Genomic DNA, 20,508 nt, shown 5'->3' on the forward strand with positions numbered 1-20,508 from the left:
ACCTCCCATCGGCGTCCCCGTCTGCGCGCACCCGGATGGTCGATGCAGCCCCGCGCGGAGTCCCGTCGACACGCACGACGGCGTGGCCGAGTACCTAGCGTGTCTACGGTGTGAATCCGAACCTGTCCCAGCCCCGTTGGGAGGCCTTATGCCAGATCCAATTCGTAGCGACCACCCACGAAGTAGTCGCGGCTGATGCAGACGGGTCTGCCATCCTTGTCTACATAGTACGTCTCACTGTTGAGCATGGGGTCACCAGCGGAAATGCCGAGAAGGGCCGCCTGCTCGGTGGAGGCGCGTCCCGCGTTGACCGTCCACACCGACGTGGAGTGGGGGCGACGCCCAATCAGCCCCTCGATGGCATCGAAGATGGACCGGTTCTCGAGGGGAGCCGTGAGGAGATCGGCCGCCCAGTCATAGGGGATGAGCACACGCTCGTCACCGATGGGAAGGCCATCCGCCATGCGAACGCGCCTGACGAAGAGGAGCAGGGCACCCTTGCCGAGTCCGAAGAACTTCACTTCGTCCGGACGCGCGGGTACAATTTGGCGGTCGACCACGTGCGAGCCCGGCTGTGCTCCGATCTCGGCACAGAGTTCCGTGAAGCTCCGGGTGTCACGCGTCTGCGCAAGGCGACTGCTCAGATGCCGCGTGCCCACAAAGGTCCCGCGCCCTTGCATCTTCATGAGGTAGCCATCTGAGCAGAGGTCCTCTATGGCACGGCGAACGGTGATACGGCTTACCGAGTACTTCTGGCTTAGCTCGGCCTCGGAGGGGATCCTGTCGCCCTGCTGATAGCTGCCACTCTTGATGGCCGCCTTGAGATCGTCGTAGATCCTCTGGTAGAGGGGAGTCGTGCTGACCATACCTGCCACCCTCTTCCTCCTTGCAGGACGCGTCTCCGGGGACGCCCCCACTTACACATCTCGGACTCATCTGGTCATGATACTCGTTATTGACGGGGCACACGACCAGACATCGCCAAGGGTACTACATCCATGAGATGGTCGATGATGACGTCGGCCCCCGACTGATCCAACCTCACGCCCGCCGGAGGCCTCAGGGCGCACACGAGCGCGCCGGAGCGCTTGCCCGCAGCAATGCCAATGGGGGAGTCCTCCACCACGATCGACTGGTCGGCAGACACGCCGAGACCGCCCATGGTGCGCAGGTAGATCTCGGGTGAGGGCTTGAACTCGGAGAAGTCGTAACCGCTCATCGTACAGTCAACGAGACCCTCGAGGTCCAGCGCCACCACGAGCTCGTCCACGAGGGCACGCGGGGACGACGAGCAGATCGCCACCCTGATGCCCCGACGACGCAAGAGGCCAAACGTGGTTGCCGCCTGGGGGTTGGCGACCGCAGCCCACGGCGTGGGGTGTGCCCGGGAGTACTCCTCGTACCCCGCATGGAGTCGCCGGCGGCGACCGGCATCGTCCGGTATGAGCGCCTCCCACATGGCAGCATCATCTGAGCCCGAGAAGTCCGGGACCTCGTCAAGGAAAAGGTCATGCTCCGCAAGGTAGTCTACGCGGCGCTGGTTGTAGAACTGCTCCGTGAACGCCAGAACGCCGTCCATGTCGAAGAGGACCGCCTTGGCCATCGTGCCCTCCCAAGAACGGGGCGGACCATGGCTGCAGCCCGCCCCCACAACGTCTGTCAAGCAAGGGACCCACCCACTAGTAGCTGAGCTTCCACATGTAGCGCCTCAGGGTCAGCGGGTGCTGACGGGCTTCGGCAAGCTGCTCGGCAAAGACGCGCATGACGGCCGTGTGCACGAAGGGGCTGAAGTACGTGGCGACCCTGTCACCCACCATGCCAGACAGGCCATAGTCCTTGGCGTCGATGATGGTGACCTTGGCACCGAAGCGCTGCATGAAGGTGAGGGCGCGGGCGTCCATGGCGCGGGTGGCGCCGTCGGACATGAATAGCAGATAGGGCTTGTCCCTCTCGGTGAGCTCGAAGGGCCCGTGGAAGTATTCGCCGGAGTTGTATGAGCCGGAGTCGAGCCACTGCATCTCAGAGAGGAGGAACATGGAGGTGGAATAGGCGACCTTGGCGCTGGCTCCGGAGCCCAGCACGTAGATGCCCCGCTCGTTCTTGTAGTCCTGGGCAAACTGGTGGGCGGCCCTGCCGGCATGCTCGGCCGCGTCCTCGGAGAGCTTGAAGATCTTGCCAAGGCCACCAATCATGTCATTGTAGAGGTCGCTGCCCTCCAACTGCTGGAGGAGCTCGACGGCAAGCGCCAGGGCATAGCCCATCTTCTCGACCTTGGCGGCGTAGTTTTCCTCGAAGCCGTGGATGACCACATGGTCGACGCCCTCGGCGAGTGGGGAGCCCGCGACGTGCGTGATGGCGGTGACGGGGGCACTGAGGGCCTTGGCGGTCTTGTTGGCAGCCACGGTCTCGGGGGTGGAGCCGCCCAGTGAGCAGGTGACCACGAAGGTGTTGGGGCCCACCCAGGCAGGCGTGTCATAGTTGAACTCGTTGGACGTGAAGAGCTGGACGTTGAGGGTCTTGGTGTTGTTGGCCAGGAAGTACTTGGCGGGATAGAGCTCGGACATCGAGGCCCCGCAGCCGACGAAGGCAACCGAGTCGATGGCGTGCCTGGACAAGACGTCGGCGACGATGGTCTTGGGCAGAGTGAGGTCGATCTCGTACATGCTGTGATCCTCCTTGGAAGGTCGGTCGTATCTGGAAACCAACTGATGGCTAGGCAAGGACGCCCAGGGCTGAGAGGGCGACGCCGCCCACGATGGCGATGATGAGCAGCCAGCCGCTCCTGACGTCCCTCTTGATGAGCACGTAGAAGAGCATGGTCAGGGCGAGCGGAATCATCTGTGGCATGATGGAGTCGAGGACGTCCTGGAGCACGAGCGTGCCGTCCGCGAAGGTCGCCGGGGTCGTGGCGCCGACGAGTGTGGCTATCATGCCTCCCACCGCCATGAGGCCGACGATGCCGCAGGCGTACATGACCTTCTCCATGGTGTCACCCTGCAGCCTGTCAAGGTACCTCGCGCCACCCTCATAGCCGATCTTCCCGGCAAACCAGGTGATAAGCACCGAGGGGATGATCGAGATGGCCATGGCGAGGATGGGCCCGAGGAACGACCCCTGCTGGGCAAGGGAGACGCCGAGGCCAAAGGCGATGACGCGAATGGTGCCCTGGAAGAACGAGTCGCCAATGCCCGACAGCGGGCCCATGAGCGCCGTCTTCATGGCGTTGATGCTATCGGGGTCGACGATGCCGGGGGCCTTCGCGTACTCCTCCTCCATAGAGGCCGACAGGCCGAGCACGAACGCGCTGGTCTGCGGGGTGCAGTTGTAGAAGGCCATGTGTCGCTCGTAGGCCTCCTGTTTGCGTTCCAGCTCCTTGGGGTCGTGGTCGGCATTGGGGTAGCAGCGGTCGATGGTGGGTGCGATGCCATAGAGGAAGCCCATGTTCATCTGCCGCTCGTAGTTCCAGGAGTCCTGGATGGCCCAGGAGCGCCAGAAGAACTCGCTCAGCTTCTTGTTCTCAGGCACGTCCGAGGCGGCGAGCGCCTGGCTGTGCGTGGTGGAGTCTGCCATGGTCGTGTCCCCCTTACTCGTCGTCATCTTCGAGCGGATCGTAATCGGCATTGTCGGGTCCCGCTGATACAAGCCGTGCGCTTCCGCCCTCGCGATGTCTCACGCCCAGCAGGATCACGGCGAGACACACGGCGATGAGCGACACGGCGGTGACGGAGAGCCCGAGGTACGAGGCAAGCAGGAAGCCCAGCGCCAAGAATGCGGCCATCTTCCTGTTGAGCATGAGGGAGAGCAGGAGCGCGAGGCCGTAGGCGGTGAGGAGCATGGCGGAGACATTGAGGCCGGTAGAGAGCCACTCGGGAATTAGGTCCACGACCGCTTGGACCGCGTCGGTGCCCAGGAACACGGCAAAGAAGATGGGCACGAAGTACATGAGGGAGTAGAGAATGGTGCCCACGACGATGTGCATGTTGGTAGCCTGCTTGAACCTGCCCTCCGAAATCGCGGCATCGGCTCTGTGGGTGAGGATGGCGATGACGGAGCGGAAGACGATGCCCAGCAGCTGGCCCAAGACCGCGATGGGGATGGCGATGGTCATTGCCGTCTCAGCGCTGGCGCCGGTGAGGCAGGCAAAGGCGGAGGCGACAATGCCCCCGAGGACCATATCGGGCGGGACCGCAGCACCAACGGCCACAAGCCCCATGCTCACGAGCTCCGTCGCGGCACCAACGGCAAGGCCCGTCGCAGGGTCCCCAAGCACGATGCCCACAAGCGTGGCTCCGATGAGCGGCTGCTCGAAGTTAAGGCGACCAAGCAGGCGCGAGTCGAGCATGCAGAACACGCCGACGAGGCCGACGAGAATCGCACTAACAAGCGAACTCATGTCTTTCTCCTTTCGAGATGCCTTTCCAAGGCGCTCACTGACGGGGAGAGTGCCTAGATGCCATTCAGCTCCACGCGCCTGTACGCGGGGGTCTGCTGCACGTAGATCTTGGTGCCCAGGTCGAGCAGTGCCTGGGTGTCGGCCCGCTCCCTGGCGTCCAGGAACACCGACCCGTCCTTGCCGCCATACTGCCTGGCGCCTTCCCTGTTTGCCGTTGCCCCATAGTTGACCTCGGCAAACCTGTGGCGCTGGGAGAACTCGAGCAGCTCTCGCGTGTTGCCGAAGATGAACATGACCTTGTCGCCCAGGGTGTTGAGCTTATCCATCTTGGAGAGGGCCCGCTCGACGGTAAAGACGTTGAGGCGGACGTTGGCGGGCTTGGCGAGCCTGAGCGCGCCCTTCTTCACCGCATCGTTTGCGGACGCATCGTCCACGATGATGATGCGGTTGACCCCGGTCTTGCCCACCCAGGAGAAGACGACCTGGCCGTGCAGCAGACGATAGTCCAGGCGAACGAGCTCGATTCTGGACGCGCCTCCCCTCCCGGCCGCAGGCGTTGCAACAGGGTTGACGTCGACTTCCTCCTCGGGGTGCGCACAGTCAACGATGCCGCGACGGCCCTCGGCGATAAGGCCGCGCACATCGCTCTCGGCGAGCGGCACATCGCTCATGACGAGCGTAAGGATCAGGGGCATGTTCATGCCCGAGATCACCGTGATGTCCTTGTCCTGGGCCATGAGCTCGACCATTGAGTTGTTGACGCTGGAGCCCAGCATGTCCGTGAGGACGTAGACGGCATCATCAGCGGCAAACGACGCCATGAGGCGCTCCACCTCCGCGGTGATGGGCTGCATGTCATCACGCCCGAGCGTGACCGCATGCACGTTGGGAGCCTCCCCCACGATCATGTGGACGGTGTCTAGCGCGCCAAGCGCCAACTCGCCGTGGGATGCAAGGATGATCTGGTTCATAGCTTGTCCCTCCTTTTCATGATGCATCATGACGTTCTAGTCGTTATATATGTCTAGCACAGTAGTAACTCCCTGTGCGCAAGAGCAGGGTAAGCGGCAGAGAATCGCAGCCCAGCGGAGAGGGAGTTAGTACTCGACCTTCCACATGTAGCGACGTGTCAGGTAGTCCTTGGAGGTGGTCGCGGAAAGCGCCCGCATGTACACGTTGTTCAGGATGGGCGAGAAGAGCACGTGGTTGAAATATTCCGAAACGGTATCAGGGAGATCGTTGAGGCCTATCTCCTTGCCGTCTAGGATGTAGACCTTCTGGCCACCGTAACGCTTGAGGAAGCTGAGGGCACGCTCATCCGCCGCGCGGCAGCGGCCCACGCTCATCAGCAGGAAGACGGATTTCGCCTTGTCCAGCACCTCAAAGGGCCCGTGGAAGAACTCACAGCAGTTGATGGTGGGCGAGTCGATCTGCAGCATCTCCTCGATGTTACAGATCGAAAAGATGTAGGCCGAGCCATAGGCCGGGCCGGAACCCATGACGTAGATGGTCTTCTCACCGGCAACCTGCTCCGCCCAGCTCTTAGCAAGGGGCTGGGTGTAGGCGACGGCCTTGCGATAGATGGCGTCGACGACGTCGAAGGCCCGCATGGCCACGTCGTAGTCGGCGTAGCCCTCGGTCTTTTGAACCAGGGTCATGGCAAGCTGCAGAGCGATGCTGGAGTTGACGCGCTCGGTACGAGACTCGTCCAGGGCGATGGACTCGTAGGCGATGCGCTGGTCGCAGATGTCGGTGAGCTCGGACTCATTGACGTAGAGTGCGATGGTCGCGGCACCGTGTTCCTTCGCAACCCGGGCCGCCTCGCAGGTCTCCTTGGTGCCGCGCATGGAGCAGATGATGGCGAGCGTGTGCTCATCGAGATAGGCGGGCGGCGCCAGCACGAACTCGTTGCTGGTATAGGTGGCCGAGGGAATCGTCTTCGCCTCGCGCTCCATGAAGTAGTGGGCAGCGTGGAAGCCCCCGAACGACCCACCCGCGGCAACCCAGGCAACGCGCTTGATCTCATGACTGGCAAGCAGCTGGGAGACGACGCTTGCTACCTCTTCCTGAATGGTCATAGCTACCGAACCCCTCTCGACGAGTGAGGAAAGACCTTCCAAGCCTCTCTTGGTTCAGCATAATATCATAGTCATTATAGATGTTTTGTTATTGTTGAATACATCTGGACGCTCGAAGGGACAGCCGATACGGTCCGCACCGCCCAACACAGACATCAATGGCCACGTCAAGCTGGCGCTTCTGGGACAGCGTGCCGTAAGCGAGCTCCAGCGGTATGACAGCCGTCTATTTTCCGTAGACCTCGTCATGTGTGCCCGTACGCACAAGGATGACCTCGTGCCCCGACAGCCGGTACATCAGTACCCACTTGTCCTTTGGGGGATTTGGTGCCGAGCCCACATGCAAGGAACGATACCCCTCGAGGGCATCGGTCAGGGCATGGGCACGATAGCGTGGACTCAGACTCGTCTCATCGCTCGCAAGTAGGTCGGAGATGGCCGTCTTGAGGGCCTCCATGTTCCAGTGCCGTCTCTTGCAGACCTTCACATCCCGCAGAAAGCGCGGAGTATATGACGCATCATATACGGTCTGCGCTACATGCCGAGGGCCGAGAACAGGCTCTCGGCAGTCTGATAGGTCTTGTGCGAGGAGTCATCCGCAAGCCCATCAGCCTCGTGCATGGCCCAACGCGTCTCAGGCGGAACCCCATCCTCCACAGCCAGCGGCCGGATCTCCACCCAGGGCCTGTTGTTCTTGAACACCGTGACGCTGTGCCCGCTGCGGTTGGCCTGTGCCGTGAGCTTGGAGAAGTGCGTCTTTGCATCCGACATGCCCACGGTGAGCGTCGTCTCAATAGATGCGCTCATGGTTCCCCCTTCATTCGCCTAAAAACAGGGCTGTTTCTAGACCATAGTATAGACCGATATGGCCAAGAAAGACAGTCCGTTCCCGTCCCTACGCCTCGTCATCGCCACCCATCTCCTCGAGCACGCCGAGGGCCGCGGGCAGCAGCTCCTCCCTGCCCGTGTGGAACGGGTACGAGAGCCGTTTGCTCTTGGGCTGGTAGATGCCGCGCCGCCCCTTGAACGCGAGCGCCTGTTGGCGCGTGAGCTCCGCACCCTGGTAGATGAGCCGACCGTTCGTCAGCGAGACCGAGGTCACCCCCAGGCGCTCCGCACGGATGCGGATGCGCGCGCGGTCGAAGAGGTTCCTGCCCGCCAGCGGCAACGCACCGTGGCTGTCCTCCAGATCCCGCTGCAGCGCATCCACGACGGCGAGCTCCGTGGCGGCGGCGAGCCGCCGGTAGGCGAGCACGCGCCGGTCCACCTCGGGCAGGTACTCCTCCGCCAGGTAGAAGTCCGCCGGGAGGTTGATGGTGACCTCGGAGAGCTCCACGTCGCCGCCCTCCCCACGCGCCTCGGCCACGGCCTGGCCCAGCATCTGCGTGAAGAGGTCGAAGCCCACGCTGGAGAGGTTGCCGTGCTGCTCGGCGCCCATGAGGGAGCCGGCACCGCGGATCTCGAGGTCGCGCATGGCGATGCGCATGCCGCTCCCCAGGTCCTGGTACTCGTTGATGGCCGTAAGGCGATCGGTCGCCTCGGGCGTGAGCGGCTGGTCGGCCGGGAACATGAAGTAGGCGTACGCCTGCTGCCGCCCGCGCCCCACGCGACCCTTGAGCTGGTAGAGCTGTGCGAGGCCCAGGCGCTGCGCATCCTCGATGATGAGTGTGTTGGTGTGCGGGTTGTCGATGCCGCTCTCGATGATGGTGGTGGCCACGAGTACGTCGATCTCGTGCTCCGAGAACTGTAGCATCACATCCTCCACCTGAGCGGCACCCATCTTGCCGTGCGCTACGCCGATGCAGGCCTCGGGTGCCACCTCGCGCACGCGCTCGACGGCGTCCTCGATGGTGTGCACGCGGTTGCTCACGTAGTAGACCTGGCCCCTGCGCTCGATCTCGCTGCGGATGGCGTCGGAGACCACGTCGGGATCCCACTCGCCGACCGTCACCTTCACGGGCAGGCGTCCCGGTGGCGGCGTGAGGATGAGCGACATGTCGCGCACGCCGCTCATGGCCATCTGCATGGTGCGCGGTATGGGCGTGGCGGAGAGCGTGAGCACGTCCACCTGCTCCCGCATGTTCTTGAGCTGCTCCTTGTGCTGCACGCCAAAGCGCTGCTCCTCGTCGATGATCACGAGTCCCAGGTCATGTGGGCTCACATCTGCGGAGAGCAGGCGGTGCGTGCCGATGAGCACGTCCACCGTGCCCTCGCGGAAGCCCTCGAGCGCGCGGCGCTGCCAGGCGGGCGTCACGAAGCGCGAGAGCACCTTGACGTCGAGGCCAAAGGGGGCAAAGCGCGCATTGAACGTCTCGAAGTGCTGCTGCGCCAGGATCGTCGTGGGACACAGCACCATCACCTGTCGCGCATCCTGGCAGCACTTGAAGGCGGCGCGCAGGGCCACCTCCGTCTTGCCAAAGCCCACGTCACCGCAGAGCAGACGATCCATGGGTCTCGTTGATTCCATGTCGGCCTTGATGTCCGCGATGGCGGAGGCCTGGTCGGGCGTCAGCCGATAGGGGAAGCTCGCCTCCATCTCGGCCTGGGCCGGTGTGTCGGGCGAACAGGCGTGCCCCCGCACGGCCGAGCGGCGCGTGTAGAGGTCCACCAAGTCGAAGGCGAGCCTCTTGGCGCTCGTGCGCGCCTTGCCTGTGGCACGCGACCAGTCCGCTGTGTTGAGCCGCGTGAGCCTGGGCGCGCTGCCGTCGGGCCCCACATAGCGCGTAACGCGGTCAACCTGCTCCAGAGGCACGAAGAGCTTGTCGCCACCCGCATACTCGAGCAGGAAGTAGTCGCGCTCGCGGCCCCCAACCTCCTGGCGCACGATCCGGGAGAAGAGCGCGATGCCATGGGTGGCGTGCACCACATAGTCACCGGGCTTGAACGGGAACGTGACGGCAGTGGGGTCCACGCGGCGCGAACGCTGGTGGCGCGCGCGGCGTGCCGTGAGGTCGGACACCGAGAGCACCGCCAGGCGCGCCGCGGGCACCACGATGCCCGCGGGCACCGGGGCATCGAAGAACGTGACCATGCCCCGCCTGAGGGGGGCGACGTCCCGCCTGGCCGCCTCTGACGCAACGGGCACGGCGTTCTCGGGGGCCGTGCCCAGCGACTCCTGCAGCGCGATGCCCTCGTCGGTGAGGCTCAGCTCCAGCGCCTCGCGTGCCGCGCGGTCGGGCACGGCAAAGACCACGGACGAGCCGTCCTGGGTAAGCTGCCGCACGCGACTCAGCAGCTTGGCGTCGGAGCCGGCGATGGAGGGCTGGCGCACCTCAAGCTCGGCCGTGGTCGCAGCGCCCGAGCGCATGAGGGACGAGAGGCTCAGGCGCTGCTGGTGGCCGAAGTCCAACGCGCGCGGGGGCGTGAACAGTCCGTCCGTGCGCTCGTGCGCCGCCGCAGCCGATGCCTCGATCTCGTCCGTGGCCCGCTGGCAGTCATCGAAGAGGGCGCGTGGCTCCGCAAGGATCACAAGCGCGTCCCGGGAGATGTGCTCGATGGGGCTCGCCGAGGAGCCATAGAGCTCGACCAGGTACTTGTCGAGCGATGGGGCCACGGACCCCTGCTCGATGAGCTCGAGATCCGCCGCGACCTTGGTGGAGTCCAGCGCACGATGGTAGAGCGCCTTGCGCGCGGCGCCGATGGTCTCGCTCGTGAGGGCGATCTCGCGACAGGGCAGCACCGTGACGCCCTCGAGGTCACCGATGGTCTGCCCCGTGGATGACACCATCCCGCGCACGCGGTCTATCTCGTCGCCGAAGAACTCGATGCGCACCGGTGAGGTCGCCTGCGCGGGAAAGACGTCCACGGCATCGCCGTGGACGTGGAAGCTGCCGGGGGCGTTCACGCTGGCGCTGTCGCCAGCGTCCTCATAGCCCATGCCCACCAGCAGGCGACTCATGTCCGCAAGCTCCAGCTCGTCGCCCACAGAGAAGGTGCTGGAGGCAAAGTAGCCGGACCCGACGGGTGGCACGCGCCTCAGCAGGGCCGCCGCGCTGGCAACGACCAGGCACGCCTCGCCCGCCGCGAGGCGCATGATGGCACTCGTGCGGGCGCCAATGACGGCGTCGTCCGCCGGGACATCCGCCCATGGGCGATCCCTGCGCTGGGGATAGCGGGCGACCACATCCATGCCCAGCCATGCGGCAAGGGCGCGCGCGGTGCGCTCGGCCGCCTCCTCGCCCGAGACCACCATGAGGCAGGGACGGGGGCCGTATGCCCAGAGTGCCGCCGCCATGAGCGGACGGGCGCTCTGGGCCACGGCCAGTGTGGCATCGTGCCCCAAGGAGAGCTCATGGATGAGCGGCGCAAGCTCCGGTGCCGAGAGCAGCTGGTGTGCCACACGGTTTATGAACATCTCAACCCAATCGTACGATGCGAGGTGGCGCCCCGGACGTCGCCCCGCACAGGGTCCACGGAGGACGCCGCCCTGGCAGGACACCCGCAGGGCCCCGCCTAGGCACGGTCGTTCGACTTGGCAAGCTCGGACATCACATGACTTGCGTCAACGAGCGCATCCGGTCTCGCCTGCCAGCCCCAGTTGCCCGTCGCCACGCCCGGCACGTTCATGCGGGCGCTCGCACCCAGCATCAACAGGTCCTGGAGCGGCAGGATCACCACGTCCGCCGGACTCGTGAGACATTCCCCCACCAGCCGTTCCGCCAGTTCGCACGCCTGACGCATGCCCTCGGGATCGCCCTTGTCGAAGCCAAAGTGCTCCTCCACCCAGCCAAGCAGGGTGTTGGTGTCATGCGTGGAGCTATAGACCACCTTGTCTGGGGCCGGATGATACCCCGCACGCACGTCCTCATCGGCAAACTGGATGACGTCCATGCCGGGAAAGCCCGTCTGCTCCAGGAGCGCACGCACGGCAGGCGTGACGCTGCCCAGGTCCTCCGCCACCACGGGCAGGGGGCCGAACTTGCGGTAGGCCGTACGGAAGAGGTCCAGGCCACAGGCAAAGTTCCACTGTCCCGCCCGTGCTGATTGGCCCTTGGGAATGGCGTAGTACGACGAGAACCCCAGGAAGTGATCGAGGCGCACGTAGTCATAGAGCTCAAAGGCCCGCTCCAGGCGACGGAGCCACCACGAGTACCCATCGGCGCGCATGAGCGACCAGTTGTAGGTGGGGTTGCCCCAAACCTGGCCCTCCTGGGCAAATGCGTCGGGCGGCGTGCCGGCCAGCACGGCAGGATAGCCCTTGGCGTCCAGCTCGAAGAGCTCGGGGTTGGCCCAGACGTCGGACGAGTCCGTCGAGACGTACATGGGCACGTCACCAATGATCTGAATGCCTCGCCTGTTGGCATAGGCACGGATCTGCAGCCACTGGCGCATGAAGAAGAACTGCAGGGCGCACTCATGCTCGACGGCACCTGCGAGGCGCCTGTCACTGGCGAGGGCGGGTTTCCAGGTACGAAACTTGTTGGGCCACTCCTGCCAGGGCCTGCCCTTCTCCACCTTCTTGATGGCCATGAAGGTGGCATAGGGCAGCAGCCATGACTCGTTCCCCTCCACAAAGCGACGATAGGGCACGGAGTGCTCAAGATCGGAGGGAAGCGATGTGGTGCCATCGGGACTCACGCCCCACATGAGCGAGACGTTGCCCGCAAAGGCGGAGGGGCCCGCATAGGGCGACCCAAAGCCATCCGTGGGGTTGACGGGCAGCACCTGCCAGTAGCGCATATGCCCCTCGGCCAGCCGGTCGACGAAGCGCCGGGCGGGCTCGCCTAGCGTTCCGGGCAGTGACGGTTGGTCCTCGTTGGGCAGCGACGTCACGTGGCAGAGCACCCCCATGCCGCGCCTCATGGGCCTCTGGAGCCGCCGCTCCTGATGGAGCGCGATCACGGAGGTTCCCAGCGGCCAGAGGAAGACCTCGGCCACACCATCCCTGACCGTGACGACACGCCCGGAGATCACGTCCGTCACCTCGAGCTCACCTGTGGGGATGCGTATCGTATGGCTCTCGGAGCGCGAGCCGTTGGCCAACACGCACACCTCATCGCTCTCGTCACGGCGCCAGAAGCAGAACACGTCATCATTGGGTGCGAACGGCTCGAAGTCACCATCCACCAGCACAGGAAGGGCCTTACGCAGCGCGATGGCATTGCGGTACACGTTGAAGCAGTCGGCATTCTCCCTGCCCCACGGGAAGGGCGCGCGGCAGTAGGGGTCGGCGTAGCCCTCCAGGCCGGCTTCGTCACCGTAGTAGACGCTCGGCACCCCAGGAAGGCACATCTGCAGGAACGCGGCGACCCACAGCCTGCTCACGGCAAGCCCGTGCGCCCCCTCGTCCAAGCGATAGGTGCGACGCTGGTCGTCCGAGAGACCGTCGGGCAGGGGGGCGCCCCCCAAAAGCGTCAGGAGTCGCATGCGGTCGTGGCTCCCCAGCAGGTTGAGCTCGCTCATGAAGTTCTCGCGTGGGTAGTTCTCGTAGAGTGACTCCAGCGTGTCTGCCAGCGTGTGCGCCGTCCCCTCTCCCCGGAGGAAGCTGATGATGGCATGGCGCAGCGGATAGTTCATGGTGCCATCGAGCTCGAGGCCCAGGAAGTAGCGACGCAGCCTGCCGTAGGCGCGCTTGTTGGAGGCGTCCTCCCACACCTCGCCAATGACCACGGCATCCTCGCGCTCGGCAAGGGCGACAGCCTTGATGTCCTCGATGAAGCCGTCCGACAGCTCGTCGGCCACGTCGAGACGCCAGCCCCGGGCGCCCAGGCGCAGCCACTTGCGCACGACGCCGTCACGCCCGCAGATGAGCTCTCGAAACTCGGGGCAATCCTCCCGCACGGCCGGGAGGTCGGGATTGCCCCACCATGAGTCGTAGCTCCCGTCCTCGTGGAACGTAAACCAGCTGCGGTAGAGGGAGCCCTCACCCTGCGCGGCCCCCAGATCGGGGAAGAAGCCGGCACGGTTGAAGTAGAGGGAGTCGGCGCCCACGTGGTTGAAGACGCCGTCCAGGATGATCGATATGCCATGCGCCTTGGCATCCGCGCACAGACGCGAGAAGTCCCGCTCCGTGCCGAGCATGCCATCTATGCGCATATAGTCGACCGTGTCATAGCGATGGTTGGACGCCGCGGCAAAGATGGGGTTGAGGTAGATGACGGTGATGCCCAGCCCCTCGAGATAGCCCAGCTTCTCGCGAATGCCCTCGAGGTTGCCACCGTAGAAGTCCCAAGCGACGATGGCACCGTCACCGTCGCGCTCATAGCTGGGAGAGGCGTCCCAGTCCTTGACCAGGCGCCGCTTGGGGCCATTGTAGGATCTGGCCAAATCGTCACCGGAGAGCTTCTCCCAGCCCCTGCCTCGCGCAAAGCGGTCAGGGAAGATCTGGTAGACCACGCCATTCTTGTACCAGTCGGGCAGCACCTCGCGCCCGCGGTCGTACACCGTGATCTGGAAGGAGGCGGGATCACCGAAGAAAAGGTCCCCCTCGCCACAGCTCACGTCCCCCCTGGCGCCGTAGCGCATCACGGCACCGTCGGAAGCCGTGATGCGAAAGCTGTACCAGATGATCTCAGGCTCTTCGGGCTCGAAGGTCACCGAGAAGTGGACGTGGTCCTCCTCGGGCGCGGCAGCCATGTCGAGCAGGATCTCGCCCTTCTCGTCCACCCAGAGACGCAGCTGTACCGAGGCATCAGGTTCATCCCAAACGTCGATGCCCAAAGTAACGGCGCTGCCAACTCGCACAGCGCCGAAGGGTACTCTATAGGCCGCATCAGACGTAACGTGTCTGGCCCTCAAACAGATCTCCCTCTCACTGCCGTCACCTGTACCGAATGACCTCGGGATGCAGGTCGTGGTAGATGCTCAAGTACTCGCCTGCGGCACGATCCCACGAAAAGTCGACCCGCATCGCCTGCTGCTGTAGCTTACCCCAAGCATCGGGATCGGTCCAAAAGACCTCACAAGCTCCAAGCAGACAGTCGGCCATCTCATCGGCATTCATGTTCGTGAAGCGGAAGCCGGTACCCTCACCCGTGAACTGGTTGTACGGTGTGACGCTGTCAAGCAGGCCACCCGTCTCGCGCACCACCGGGAGCGTGCCGTAGCGCATGGCGATCATCTGCGAGAGGCCGCACGGCTCGAACTCCGACGGCATCAGCAGGATGTCTCCGCCCGCATACATGCGATGGCTGAGCGCATTGTCGAAGGCTATGCGCGCGCACATCATGTCACCATAGGTCCAGTCGAAGTAGGAGAACGCATCCTCCTGATCCTTGTCCCCCGTCCCCAGCACGGCCATCTGTATGCCATGCTCCATGAGCCCGCTCATGGCATAGCGCACCAGGCCCAGGCCCTTCTGGTTGGTCAGGCGACCGATCATCACGACGAGCGGGCATCCCGGATCGAGCTTGAGGCCCAGCTCCTGCTGGAGGGCGGCCTTATTGGCGGCCTTGCCGTCCAGGGTGTCCGCGGAGTATGTCTGGGCGATGAGCCCATCGGTCGCAGGGTTCCAGACGTCGAGGTCGATGCCATTGAGGATGCCGCGCAGCACGTTGGAGCGATTGCGGAAGAGCCCGTCCAGCCCCTCCCCATAGAAGGGCATCTGCAGCTCGTTGGCATAGCTTGGACTCACCGTGGTGATGACGTCAGAGTAGCAGAGGGCCCCCTTCATGAAGTTGATGGTGTCGCGGTTGCAGTACAGCTGGTTGGCGGCGGTGGGGTTGTCCGCAAGGCCCAGCACGTCAGAGAGCACCTTCTCAGAGAACTGGCCCTGGAACTTGACGTTGTGCACGGTGAAGACGGTCTTCACGTTGCAGCAGGCCTTGGATGCCTGATAGAACTCGCGGATGAAGACGGGCGCCATGGCGCACTGCCAGTCGTTGCAGTGGAGGACGTCCACCTGCAGCTCCGGTAGGAGCTCGATGGCCTCGCAGATGGCCTTGGAGAAGAACGCGAAGCGCTCGCCGTCGTCGAAGTAGCCATAGGCGGCGTCACGCTTGAAGTAGGCCTCGTTGTCCACGAAGTAGAAGCTCACGCCGTCGTACGTGAGCTTCTCGATGCCGCAGTAGACGCTGCGCCATGCCAGGGGCACGTAGAAGTCGGCGATATGCCGCATCTGCTCCCGGTACTCGGCGGGAATGAAGCCGTACTTGGGCAGAATGACGGAGACCTTGGCGCCAGCCTCCTTGAGCGCGACGGGCAGTGACCCCGCGACATCGCCCAGGCCACCCGTCTTCACAAAGGGCACGGCCTCGGATGCCGCAAAGAGGACCTTGATCTTCCTTCTGACCTTGTCTGCCATGGCCACCCCTATCTTTCTCTGGGATGAGCAAGGGGCCGCCCCTCACAGGGCGACCCCTCGCCATCCGGCCTTGAACTACTCCGCGCCCTTGCCCTTGATGAAGAGGGCGTCGGGCGTGCCCCTCAGCTCCGTGCGTGCAGGAATCCTGTTGTCACGGTCGACGATGGCGTTCTCTATGCGCGCACCGCTTTCGACGACGCAACCCTGCATGACGATGGCGTTGTTGATGGTGGCGCCACTCTCCACGATCACACTGCGCCCGAGAATGGAGTTGGTGACCGACCCGTAGATGCGACAGCTTCCTGAAATGCGGGCGTTGCTCGCACGGGAGCCGGCCTCGAACTTTGCCGGCGCGTTGTCGTGCGCCTTGGTGCGCACTGGACGCTCCACGGGGAAGAGCTCCGCCGAGACCCGGGGGTCGAGCAGGTCCATGTTTGCCGTGAAGTAAGAATCCTTGTTGAAGATGGCGGCAACGTAGCCGGGATAGTCGAGCGTGAGCACCTTGACACGGGCGTAGTCAGCAGCCAGGGCCTCAAAGAGATCGAGGTAGTCGGTCTGCGCATACCACTCCAGCATCTGGAGCAGAAGGTTACGCCCGACCACGAAGCAGTCGAGGAACGCCGTATCGCCGAACTCCACACCATGCTTGACGCCCGTCACGCGGCCCTCCTCCACGGAGAAGCCGGAGACGTCTACGTCCTTGTCCTCGACCCTCTTGGTGAGCACCGTGATGTCGGCGCCAGAGTTCTCGTGCGCCTCGATGATCCTGCGGTAGTCGGCGTTGTAGACGAAGCTCGCGGACGTCGCAACGACGTAATCGGCGCTGCTGCGCTCAAGGTAGGTTCTGTTGTGCGCGAAGTCGCGCAGCAGGAAGCGCGAACCCGTGCGCGAGGTGCCGAAGGCGGAGCCTGGCAGCACGAACAGACCGCCCTTCTTGCGGTTGAGGTCCCACTCGCGACCAGAGCCAACATGGTCGATGAGCGAGCGGTAGTTGTACGGCATGATGATGCCCACGGTCCTGATGCCGCAGTTGACCATGTTGGACAGAGCGAAGTCGACCACGCGGTACCGGCCGAGGAACGGCATGGAAGCCACTGGCCTGGCCTCGGAGAGGATGGTCGGGTACTTGGTGGAATAGTTCGCAGTGATGACGCCAATCGCCTTCATGGGCTACTCCTCCCCCTTTCCAACTACGACGTTGTTACCGATGACGGCCGTGTCCCGCGTCTGATCGACGCTGCCGAGGACGACGTCGTCCTCCACGACGGCGTTCTCGCCGAGGATGGCCCGCACCACATGGGCGCCCGCCTTGACGTAGGCGCCGGGCAGCAGGACGGAGTCCTCCACCACGGCACGCTCGCCGATGTAGGCGTCCGTCGAGATGATGGAGTGCTTGGCCCTGCCAAATATGTCGGCGCCGTTGCCCACGAGACAGTCCTCGATGGAACCATCGGGGCCCACGTACGCGGGCGGCCTCGTGGAGACGTTGCTCATGATGGGAACCCTGGTGTCAAACAGGTCGAAGTCGGGGTTGGTGCCCAGGAGATCCATGCTCGTCTCGTGATAGCTCGAGATGGTGCCCACGTCGCGCCAGAAGCCGTTGTACTCGTAGGTGTACAGGCGCTTGCCGTCCGCCAGCAGCTTGGGGATGATGTCGTTGCCGAAGTCGTGCTCGGAGGTCTGGTCGATGGCATCGGCCCTGAGGGTGTCCACCAGCAGCTGAGTATTGAAGACATAGATGCCCATGGAGGCCAGGTTACTGTCAGGCTTGTTGGGCTTCTCGGTGAACTTGAGGATGCGCTCGTCATCGTCCTGCGTGATGATGCCAAAGCGCGAGGCCTCCTCCCAGGGTACGGGCATGACCGCAACCGTGAGGTCGGCGTTGTGACGCTTGTGGTTCTCGAGCATCTTCTGGTAGTCCATGCTATAGAGCTGATCACCCGACAGGATGAGCACATACTCGGGATCGTTCTGCTCGATGAAGCCGATGTTCTGGGTCACGGCGTCCGCCGTGCCGGCATACCACGCGCCACCCGCCTGCGTGGCATACGGCGGCAGGATGGACACGCCACCACCACTCTCGTTGAGGTTCCAGGCATCGCCCGTTCCCAGATAGGAGTGGAGGAGGTACGGACGATACTGCGTGAGCACACCCACCGTGTTGATATCGGAGTTGGCGCAGTTGGACAGTGCAAAGTCGATGATGCGGTACTTCCCGCCGAACGAGACGGCCGGCTTTGCGACGTCCTTGGTGAGCGCGCCGAGCCTGCTCCCCTGGCCGCCCGCAAGAAGCATTGCGATGCATTCCTTCTTGCTCATGACATCTCCCCTCTATCGAGAATACTAGGACCGTTCCTATGCGTGCCAAATCTCGGAGTTGTACTCGCGAACCGTACGATCGCTCGAGAAGAATCCCGATTGCGCCGTGTTATGGATTGATGCGCGAATCCAGCTCCTCCTGTCGCCATACGTCTGGACGAGCTCCTCCCATGCCTTGACATAGGAGTAGAAGTCCGCCAGGACGAGGTCGTGGTCATTGCTCATCATGAGCTCGTCGTGCACGCTCTGGAAGCTGCCCGAGAGCTCCGCGAACGTGCCGTCGTTGAGCTGGTCGATGATACGTCCCAGACGCTCGTGATCCTTGTTGTAGACGTCCCATGCGAACCAGGTGCCCGAGGCGCGCAGGGCGTCTACCTCCTCGGTGCGCAGACCAAAGATCTTGATGCTGTCCTCGCCCACCAGCTTGGCGATCTCGACGTTGGCACCGTCATAGGTGCCCAGCGTGATGGCACCGTTCATCATGAGCTTCATGTTCGAGGTGCCCGATGCCTCGGAGCCGGCCCAGCTGATCTGCTCGGAGATGTCCGCGGCCGGGTAGATGAGCTGGGCGCTGGACACCGCAAAGTTGGGCACGAAGGCGACGCGAATCCTGTCGTTGACGCGCCCGTCCTTGTTGACCACGTCGGCCACCGCGTTGATGAGGCGGATGACCTCCTTTGCGAACGTGTAGCTCTGGGCAGCCTTGCCCGAGAAGACGAAGGCCGTGGGGCGAACCTCGAGGCTGGGATCGTCAAGCAGACGGTTGCGCAGATCCATGACCTTCATGATGTTGAGCAGTTGGCGCTTGTAGGCATGGAAGCGCTTGACCTGCACGTCGAACACCATGGAGCAGTCCAGCTCGACACCCGAGGTCCTCTTGACATAAGAGGCCAGGCGCTCCTTGTTCCACTGGCGTGCCTTGGCGAACTCCTCCTGGAAGGAGGGGTCGTCCTCGTACTGCCCCAGCCTGGAGAGCTGTGTGGCATCCTTGAGCCAACCGTCGCCGATGGTGTCGGTGATGAGCTTGCCGTAGGGCGGGTTGGAGTTGCCCAAAAAGCGCCTGTGGCTGATGCCGTTGGTCTTGTTGTTGAACTTCTCGGGCGTAAGCTCATAGAAGCCATGCAACGTGGTGTCCTCGAGGATGCCCGTATGCAGTGCGGAGACGCCGTTGACGGAGTGGGCGAAGATGACGGAGAGGTTGGCCATGCGCACCTGGCCGTCCCACAGGATGGCCGTCTCTGCCAGGAGGTCCTGCCAGTTGTCCCTGTCATGCGGGAAGGTGTCACGGTAGCGGTGGTCGATCTCCTCGATGAGCATATACAGGCGCGGCAGCAGGTTGCGGAACATGTCGATGGGCCACTTCTCCAGGGCCTCGGGCATGATCGTGTGGTTGGTGTAGGAGATGCAGGCAGACGCTATCTGGAATGCCTCGTCGAAGTCGATGCCCCTCTCGTCGACGAGGATGCGCATGAGCTCGGGGCCGCACATGGCGGGATGCGTGTCGTTGGTGTGGATGGCAACGTAGGTGGGCAGCTCGGACCAGTCGTCCTTCCCGTGGGCGCGCTCGAAGTCACGCAGGACGGTCTGCAGGCCGGCGCTCACGAAGAGGTACTCCTGCTTGAGGCGCAGCAGCCTGCCGTGCTCGCCCGCGTCGTTGGGGTATAGAATCTGGCTGATCGCCTCGACGTCCGCGCGGAAGCGCATCGCCTGTGCGTAGTCGCCGTTGTTGAAGGCTTGGAGGTCAAAGTCCTCGCTCGCGGGCTCTGCGCTCCAGATACGCAGGTTGTTGACCTTGTCCCCGCCGTACCCAACGATGGGGACGTCATAGGGGACGGCCTTCACGATCTGGCCTCCCTCCGTCTCAAACCAGTAGCGGCCATCGTCCTCATGGCGGACGACATTGCCTCCAAAGCGCACGAGCACGGATGACTCGCCCTTGCGCGCCTCCCAAGAGAAGCCGTTCTCCAGCCAGTTGTCCATCTTCTCGACCTGCCGCCCATGATCGATCTCCTGGCGGAAGAGGCCATAGCGGTAGCGCATGCCGTTGCCATGTCCATTGATGCCAACGGCGGCCATGGAGTCGAGGAAGCATGCGGCGAGACGGCCGAGACCTCCGTTGCCGAGGCCGGGATCGACCTCGCGCTGCTCCAGTTCGTCAAGTGGGGTGCCAAGCTCCCTGCACCCTGCCTTCACCACATCTCGGATGCCAAGGTTGAGCAGATAGTTGTCAAGCAGCGGCCCCAGCAGGAACTCGATGGAGAAGTAGTAGACCTGCTTCTCGTCCTTGAGGTCTGCCGCACTGCTGCGCAGGTCGCGTGCCTTGTGTGCAATCAGGCTCGCAAGCACGAAGTAGCGATCGCGCTCGTTGAGATCCTCGTACCTCTTGCCCAGCATCTTGCGACAGCTGTCGCGATACTGCGCGATGAAATCGTCTTTGTCCTTGAAGAAAGTCTCTGACATGTGCCAATGCCTCTCCG

14 protein-coding genes and 1 pseudogene are annotated in these 20,508 nt (G+C 63.7%); all 15 read right to left on the bottom strand.

The genetic code is table 11. From position 1 onward, the window contains the following. Nucleotides 1-146 precede the first annotated feature (146 nt). Nucleotides 147-866: a GntR family transcriptional regulator gene (locus tag HMPREF1316_RS01485; protein ID WP_040650817.1), complete on the bottom strand. Its 720-nt coding sequence runs from the start codon at nt 864-866 to the stop codon at nt 147-149. An 86-nt stretch (nt 867-952) separates the two neighbouring features. Then, nucleotides 953-1,603, bottom strand: coding sequence for an HAD family hydrolase (locus HMPREF1316_RS01490; RefSeq protein WP_021725165.1), 651 nt, complete (start codon nt 1,601-1,603; stop codon nt 953-955). A gap of 76 nt (nt 1,604-1,679) precedes the next feature. Continuing rightward, a complete protein-coding gene (locus HMPREF1316_RS01495; protein ID WP_021725131.1) occupies nt 1,680-2,663 on the bottom strand; it encodes an SIS domain-containing protein in 984 nt (327 codons plus the stop codon). Between the two features lie 49 nt (nt 2,664-2,712). Next, nucleotides 2,713-3,570 carry a PTS system mannose/fructose/sorbose family transporter subunit IID gene (locus tag HMPREF1316_RS01500; protein ID WP_021725135.1) on the bottom strand — a complete coding sequence of 286 codons (858 nt, stop codon included), beginning with the start codon at nt 3,568-3,570 and terminating at the stop codon, nt 2,713-2,715. Nucleotides 3,571-3,583: 13 nt separating this feature from the next. Next, nucleotides 3,584-4,393, bottom strand: a complete 810-nt coding sequence (locus HMPREF1316_RS01505) for a PTS mannose/fructose/sorbose/N-acetylgalactosamine transporter subunit IIC (RefSeq protein ID WP_021725150.1) — start codon at nt 4,391-4,393, stop codon at nt 3,584-3,586. A gap of 53 nt (nt 4,394-4,446) precedes the next feature. Further along, nucleotides 4,447-5,364: a PTS mannose/fructose/sorbose transporter subunit IIAB gene (locus HMPREF1316_RS12975; RefSeq protein WP_021725143.1), complete on the bottom strand. Its 918-nt coding sequence runs from the start codon at nt 5,362-5,364 to the stop codon at nt 4,447-4,449. Nucleotides 5,365-5,490: 126 nt separating this feature from the next. Next, nucleotides 5,491-6,471: an SIS domain protein gene (locus tag HMPREF1316_RS01515; RefSeq protein ID WP_021725125.1), complete on the bottom strand. Its 981-nt coding sequence runs from the start codon at nt 6,469-6,471 to the stop codon at nt 5,491-5,493. A gap of 226 nt (nt 6,472-6,697) precedes the next feature. Beyond that, a pseudogene (locus tag HMPREF1316_RS01520) lies at nt 6,698-6,982 on the bottom strand (type II toxin-antitoxin system RelE/ParE family toxin); the annotation flags it as partial. 23 nt (nt 6,983-7,005) lie between these two features. After that, nucleotides 7,006-7,278: a type II toxin-antitoxin system Phd/YefM family antitoxin gene (locus HMPREF1316_RS01525; RefSeq protein WP_021725128.1), complete on the bottom strand. Its 273-nt coding sequence runs from the start codon at nt 7,276-7,278 to the stop codon at nt 7,006-7,008. 88 nt (nt 7,279-7,366) lie between these two features. Next, the gene (gene mfd, locus HMPREF1316_RS01530) at nt 7,367-10,825 is read right to left on the bottom strand and encodes a transcription-repair coupling factor (protein ID WP_021725144.1); all 3,459 of its coding nucleotides are present in this window, start codon (nt 10,823-10,825) and stop codon (nt 7,367-7,369) included. A 98-nt stretch (nt 10,826-10,923) separates the two neighbouring features. Next, entirely contained in the window at nt 10,924-14,130 is a 3,207-nt protein-coding gene (locus HMPREF1316_RS01535) for a 4-alpha-glucanotransferase (RefSeq protein WP_232204387.1), read from the bottom strand. 100 nt (nt 14,131-14,230) lie between these two features. Then, entirely contained in the window at nt 14,231-15,712 is a 1,482-nt protein-coding gene (gene glgA / locus HMPREF1316_RS01540) for a glycogen synthase GlgA (RefSeq protein WP_021725130.1), read from the bottom strand. 75 nt (nt 15,713-15,787) lie between these two features. Next, nucleotides 15,788-16,879, bottom strand: a complete 1,092-nt coding sequence (gene glgD, locus HMPREF1316_RS01545; RefSeq protein WP_021725132.1) for a glucose-1-phosphate adenylyltransferase subunit GlgD — start codon at nt 16,877-16,879, stop codon at nt 15,788-15,790. A 3-nt stretch (nt 16,880-16,882) separates the two neighbouring features. Continuing rightward, entirely contained in the window at nt 16,883-18,031 is a 1,149-nt protein-coding gene (locus HMPREF1316_RS01550) for a glucose-1-phosphate adenylyltransferase (protein WP_021725147.1), read from the bottom strand. Nucleotides 18,032-18,067: 36 nt separating this feature from the next. Beyond that, nucleotides 18,068-20,491, bottom strand: coding sequence for a glycogen/starch/alpha-glucan phosphorylase (locus HMPREF1316_RS01555; RefSeq protein WP_021725137.1), 2,424 nt, complete (start codon nt 20,489-20,491; stop codon nt 18,068-18,070). Between the last annotated feature and the right edge of the window lie 17 nt (nt 20,492-20,508).

The organism is Olsenella profusa F0195, from assembly GCF_000468755.1.
Lineage (GTDB): Bacteria > Actinomycetota > Coriobacteriia > Coriobacteriales > Atopobiaceae > Olsenella_F > Olsenella_F profusa.

Coding starts and splice junctions, on each gene's coding strand:
- HMPREF1316_RS01485 (WP_040650817.1), bottom strand. CDS start 866: ATGGTCAGCACGACTCCCCTCTACCAGAGGATCTACGACGATCTCAAG.
- HMPREF1316_RS01490 (WP_021725165.1), bottom strand. CDS start 1,603: ATGGCCAAGGCGGTCCTCTTCGACATGGACGGCGTTCTGGCGTTCACG.
- HMPREF1316_RS01495 (WP_021725131.1), bottom strand. CDS start 2,663: ATGTACGAGATCGACCTCACTCTGCCCAAGACCATCGTCGCCGACGTC.
- HMPREF1316_RS01500 (WP_021725135.1), bottom strand. CDS start 3,570: ATGGCAGACTCCACCACGCACAGCCAGGCGCTCGCCGCCTCGGACGTG.
- HMPREF1316_RS01505 (WP_021725150.1), bottom strand. CDS start 4,393: ATGAGTTCGCTTGTTAGTGCGATTCTCGTCGGCCTCGTCGGCGTGTTC.
- HMPREF1316_RS12975 (WP_021725143.1), bottom strand. CDS start 5,364: ATGAACCAGATCATCCTTGCATCCCACGGCGAGTTGGCGCTTGGCGCG.
- HMPREF1316_RS01515 (WP_021725125.1), bottom strand. CDS start 6,471: ATGACCATTCAGGAAGAGGTAGCAAGCGTCGTCTCCCAGCTGCTTGCC.
- HMPREF1316_RS01525 (WP_021725128.1), bottom strand. CDS start 7,278: ATGAGCGCATCTATTGAGACGACGCTCACCGTGGGCATGTCGGATGCA.
- mfd (WP_021725144.1), bottom strand. CDS start 10,825: ATGTTCATAAACCGTGTGGCACACCAGCTGCTCTCGGCACCGGAGCTT.
- glgA (WP_021725130.1), bottom strand. CDS start 15,712: ATGGCAGACAAGGTCAGAAGGAAGATCAAGGTCCTCTTTGCGGCATCC.
- glgD (WP_021725132.1), bottom strand. CDS start 16,879: ATGAAGGCGATTGGCGTCATCACTGCGAACTATTCCACCAAGTACCCG.
- HMPREF1316_RS01550 (WP_021725147.1), bottom strand. CDS start 18,031: ATGAGCAAGAAGGAATGCATCGCAATGCTTCTTGCGGGCGGCCAGGGG.
- HMPREF1316_RS01555 (WP_021725137.1), bottom strand. CDS start 20,491: ATGTCAGAGACTTTCTTCAAGGACAAAGACGATTTCATCGCGCAGTAT.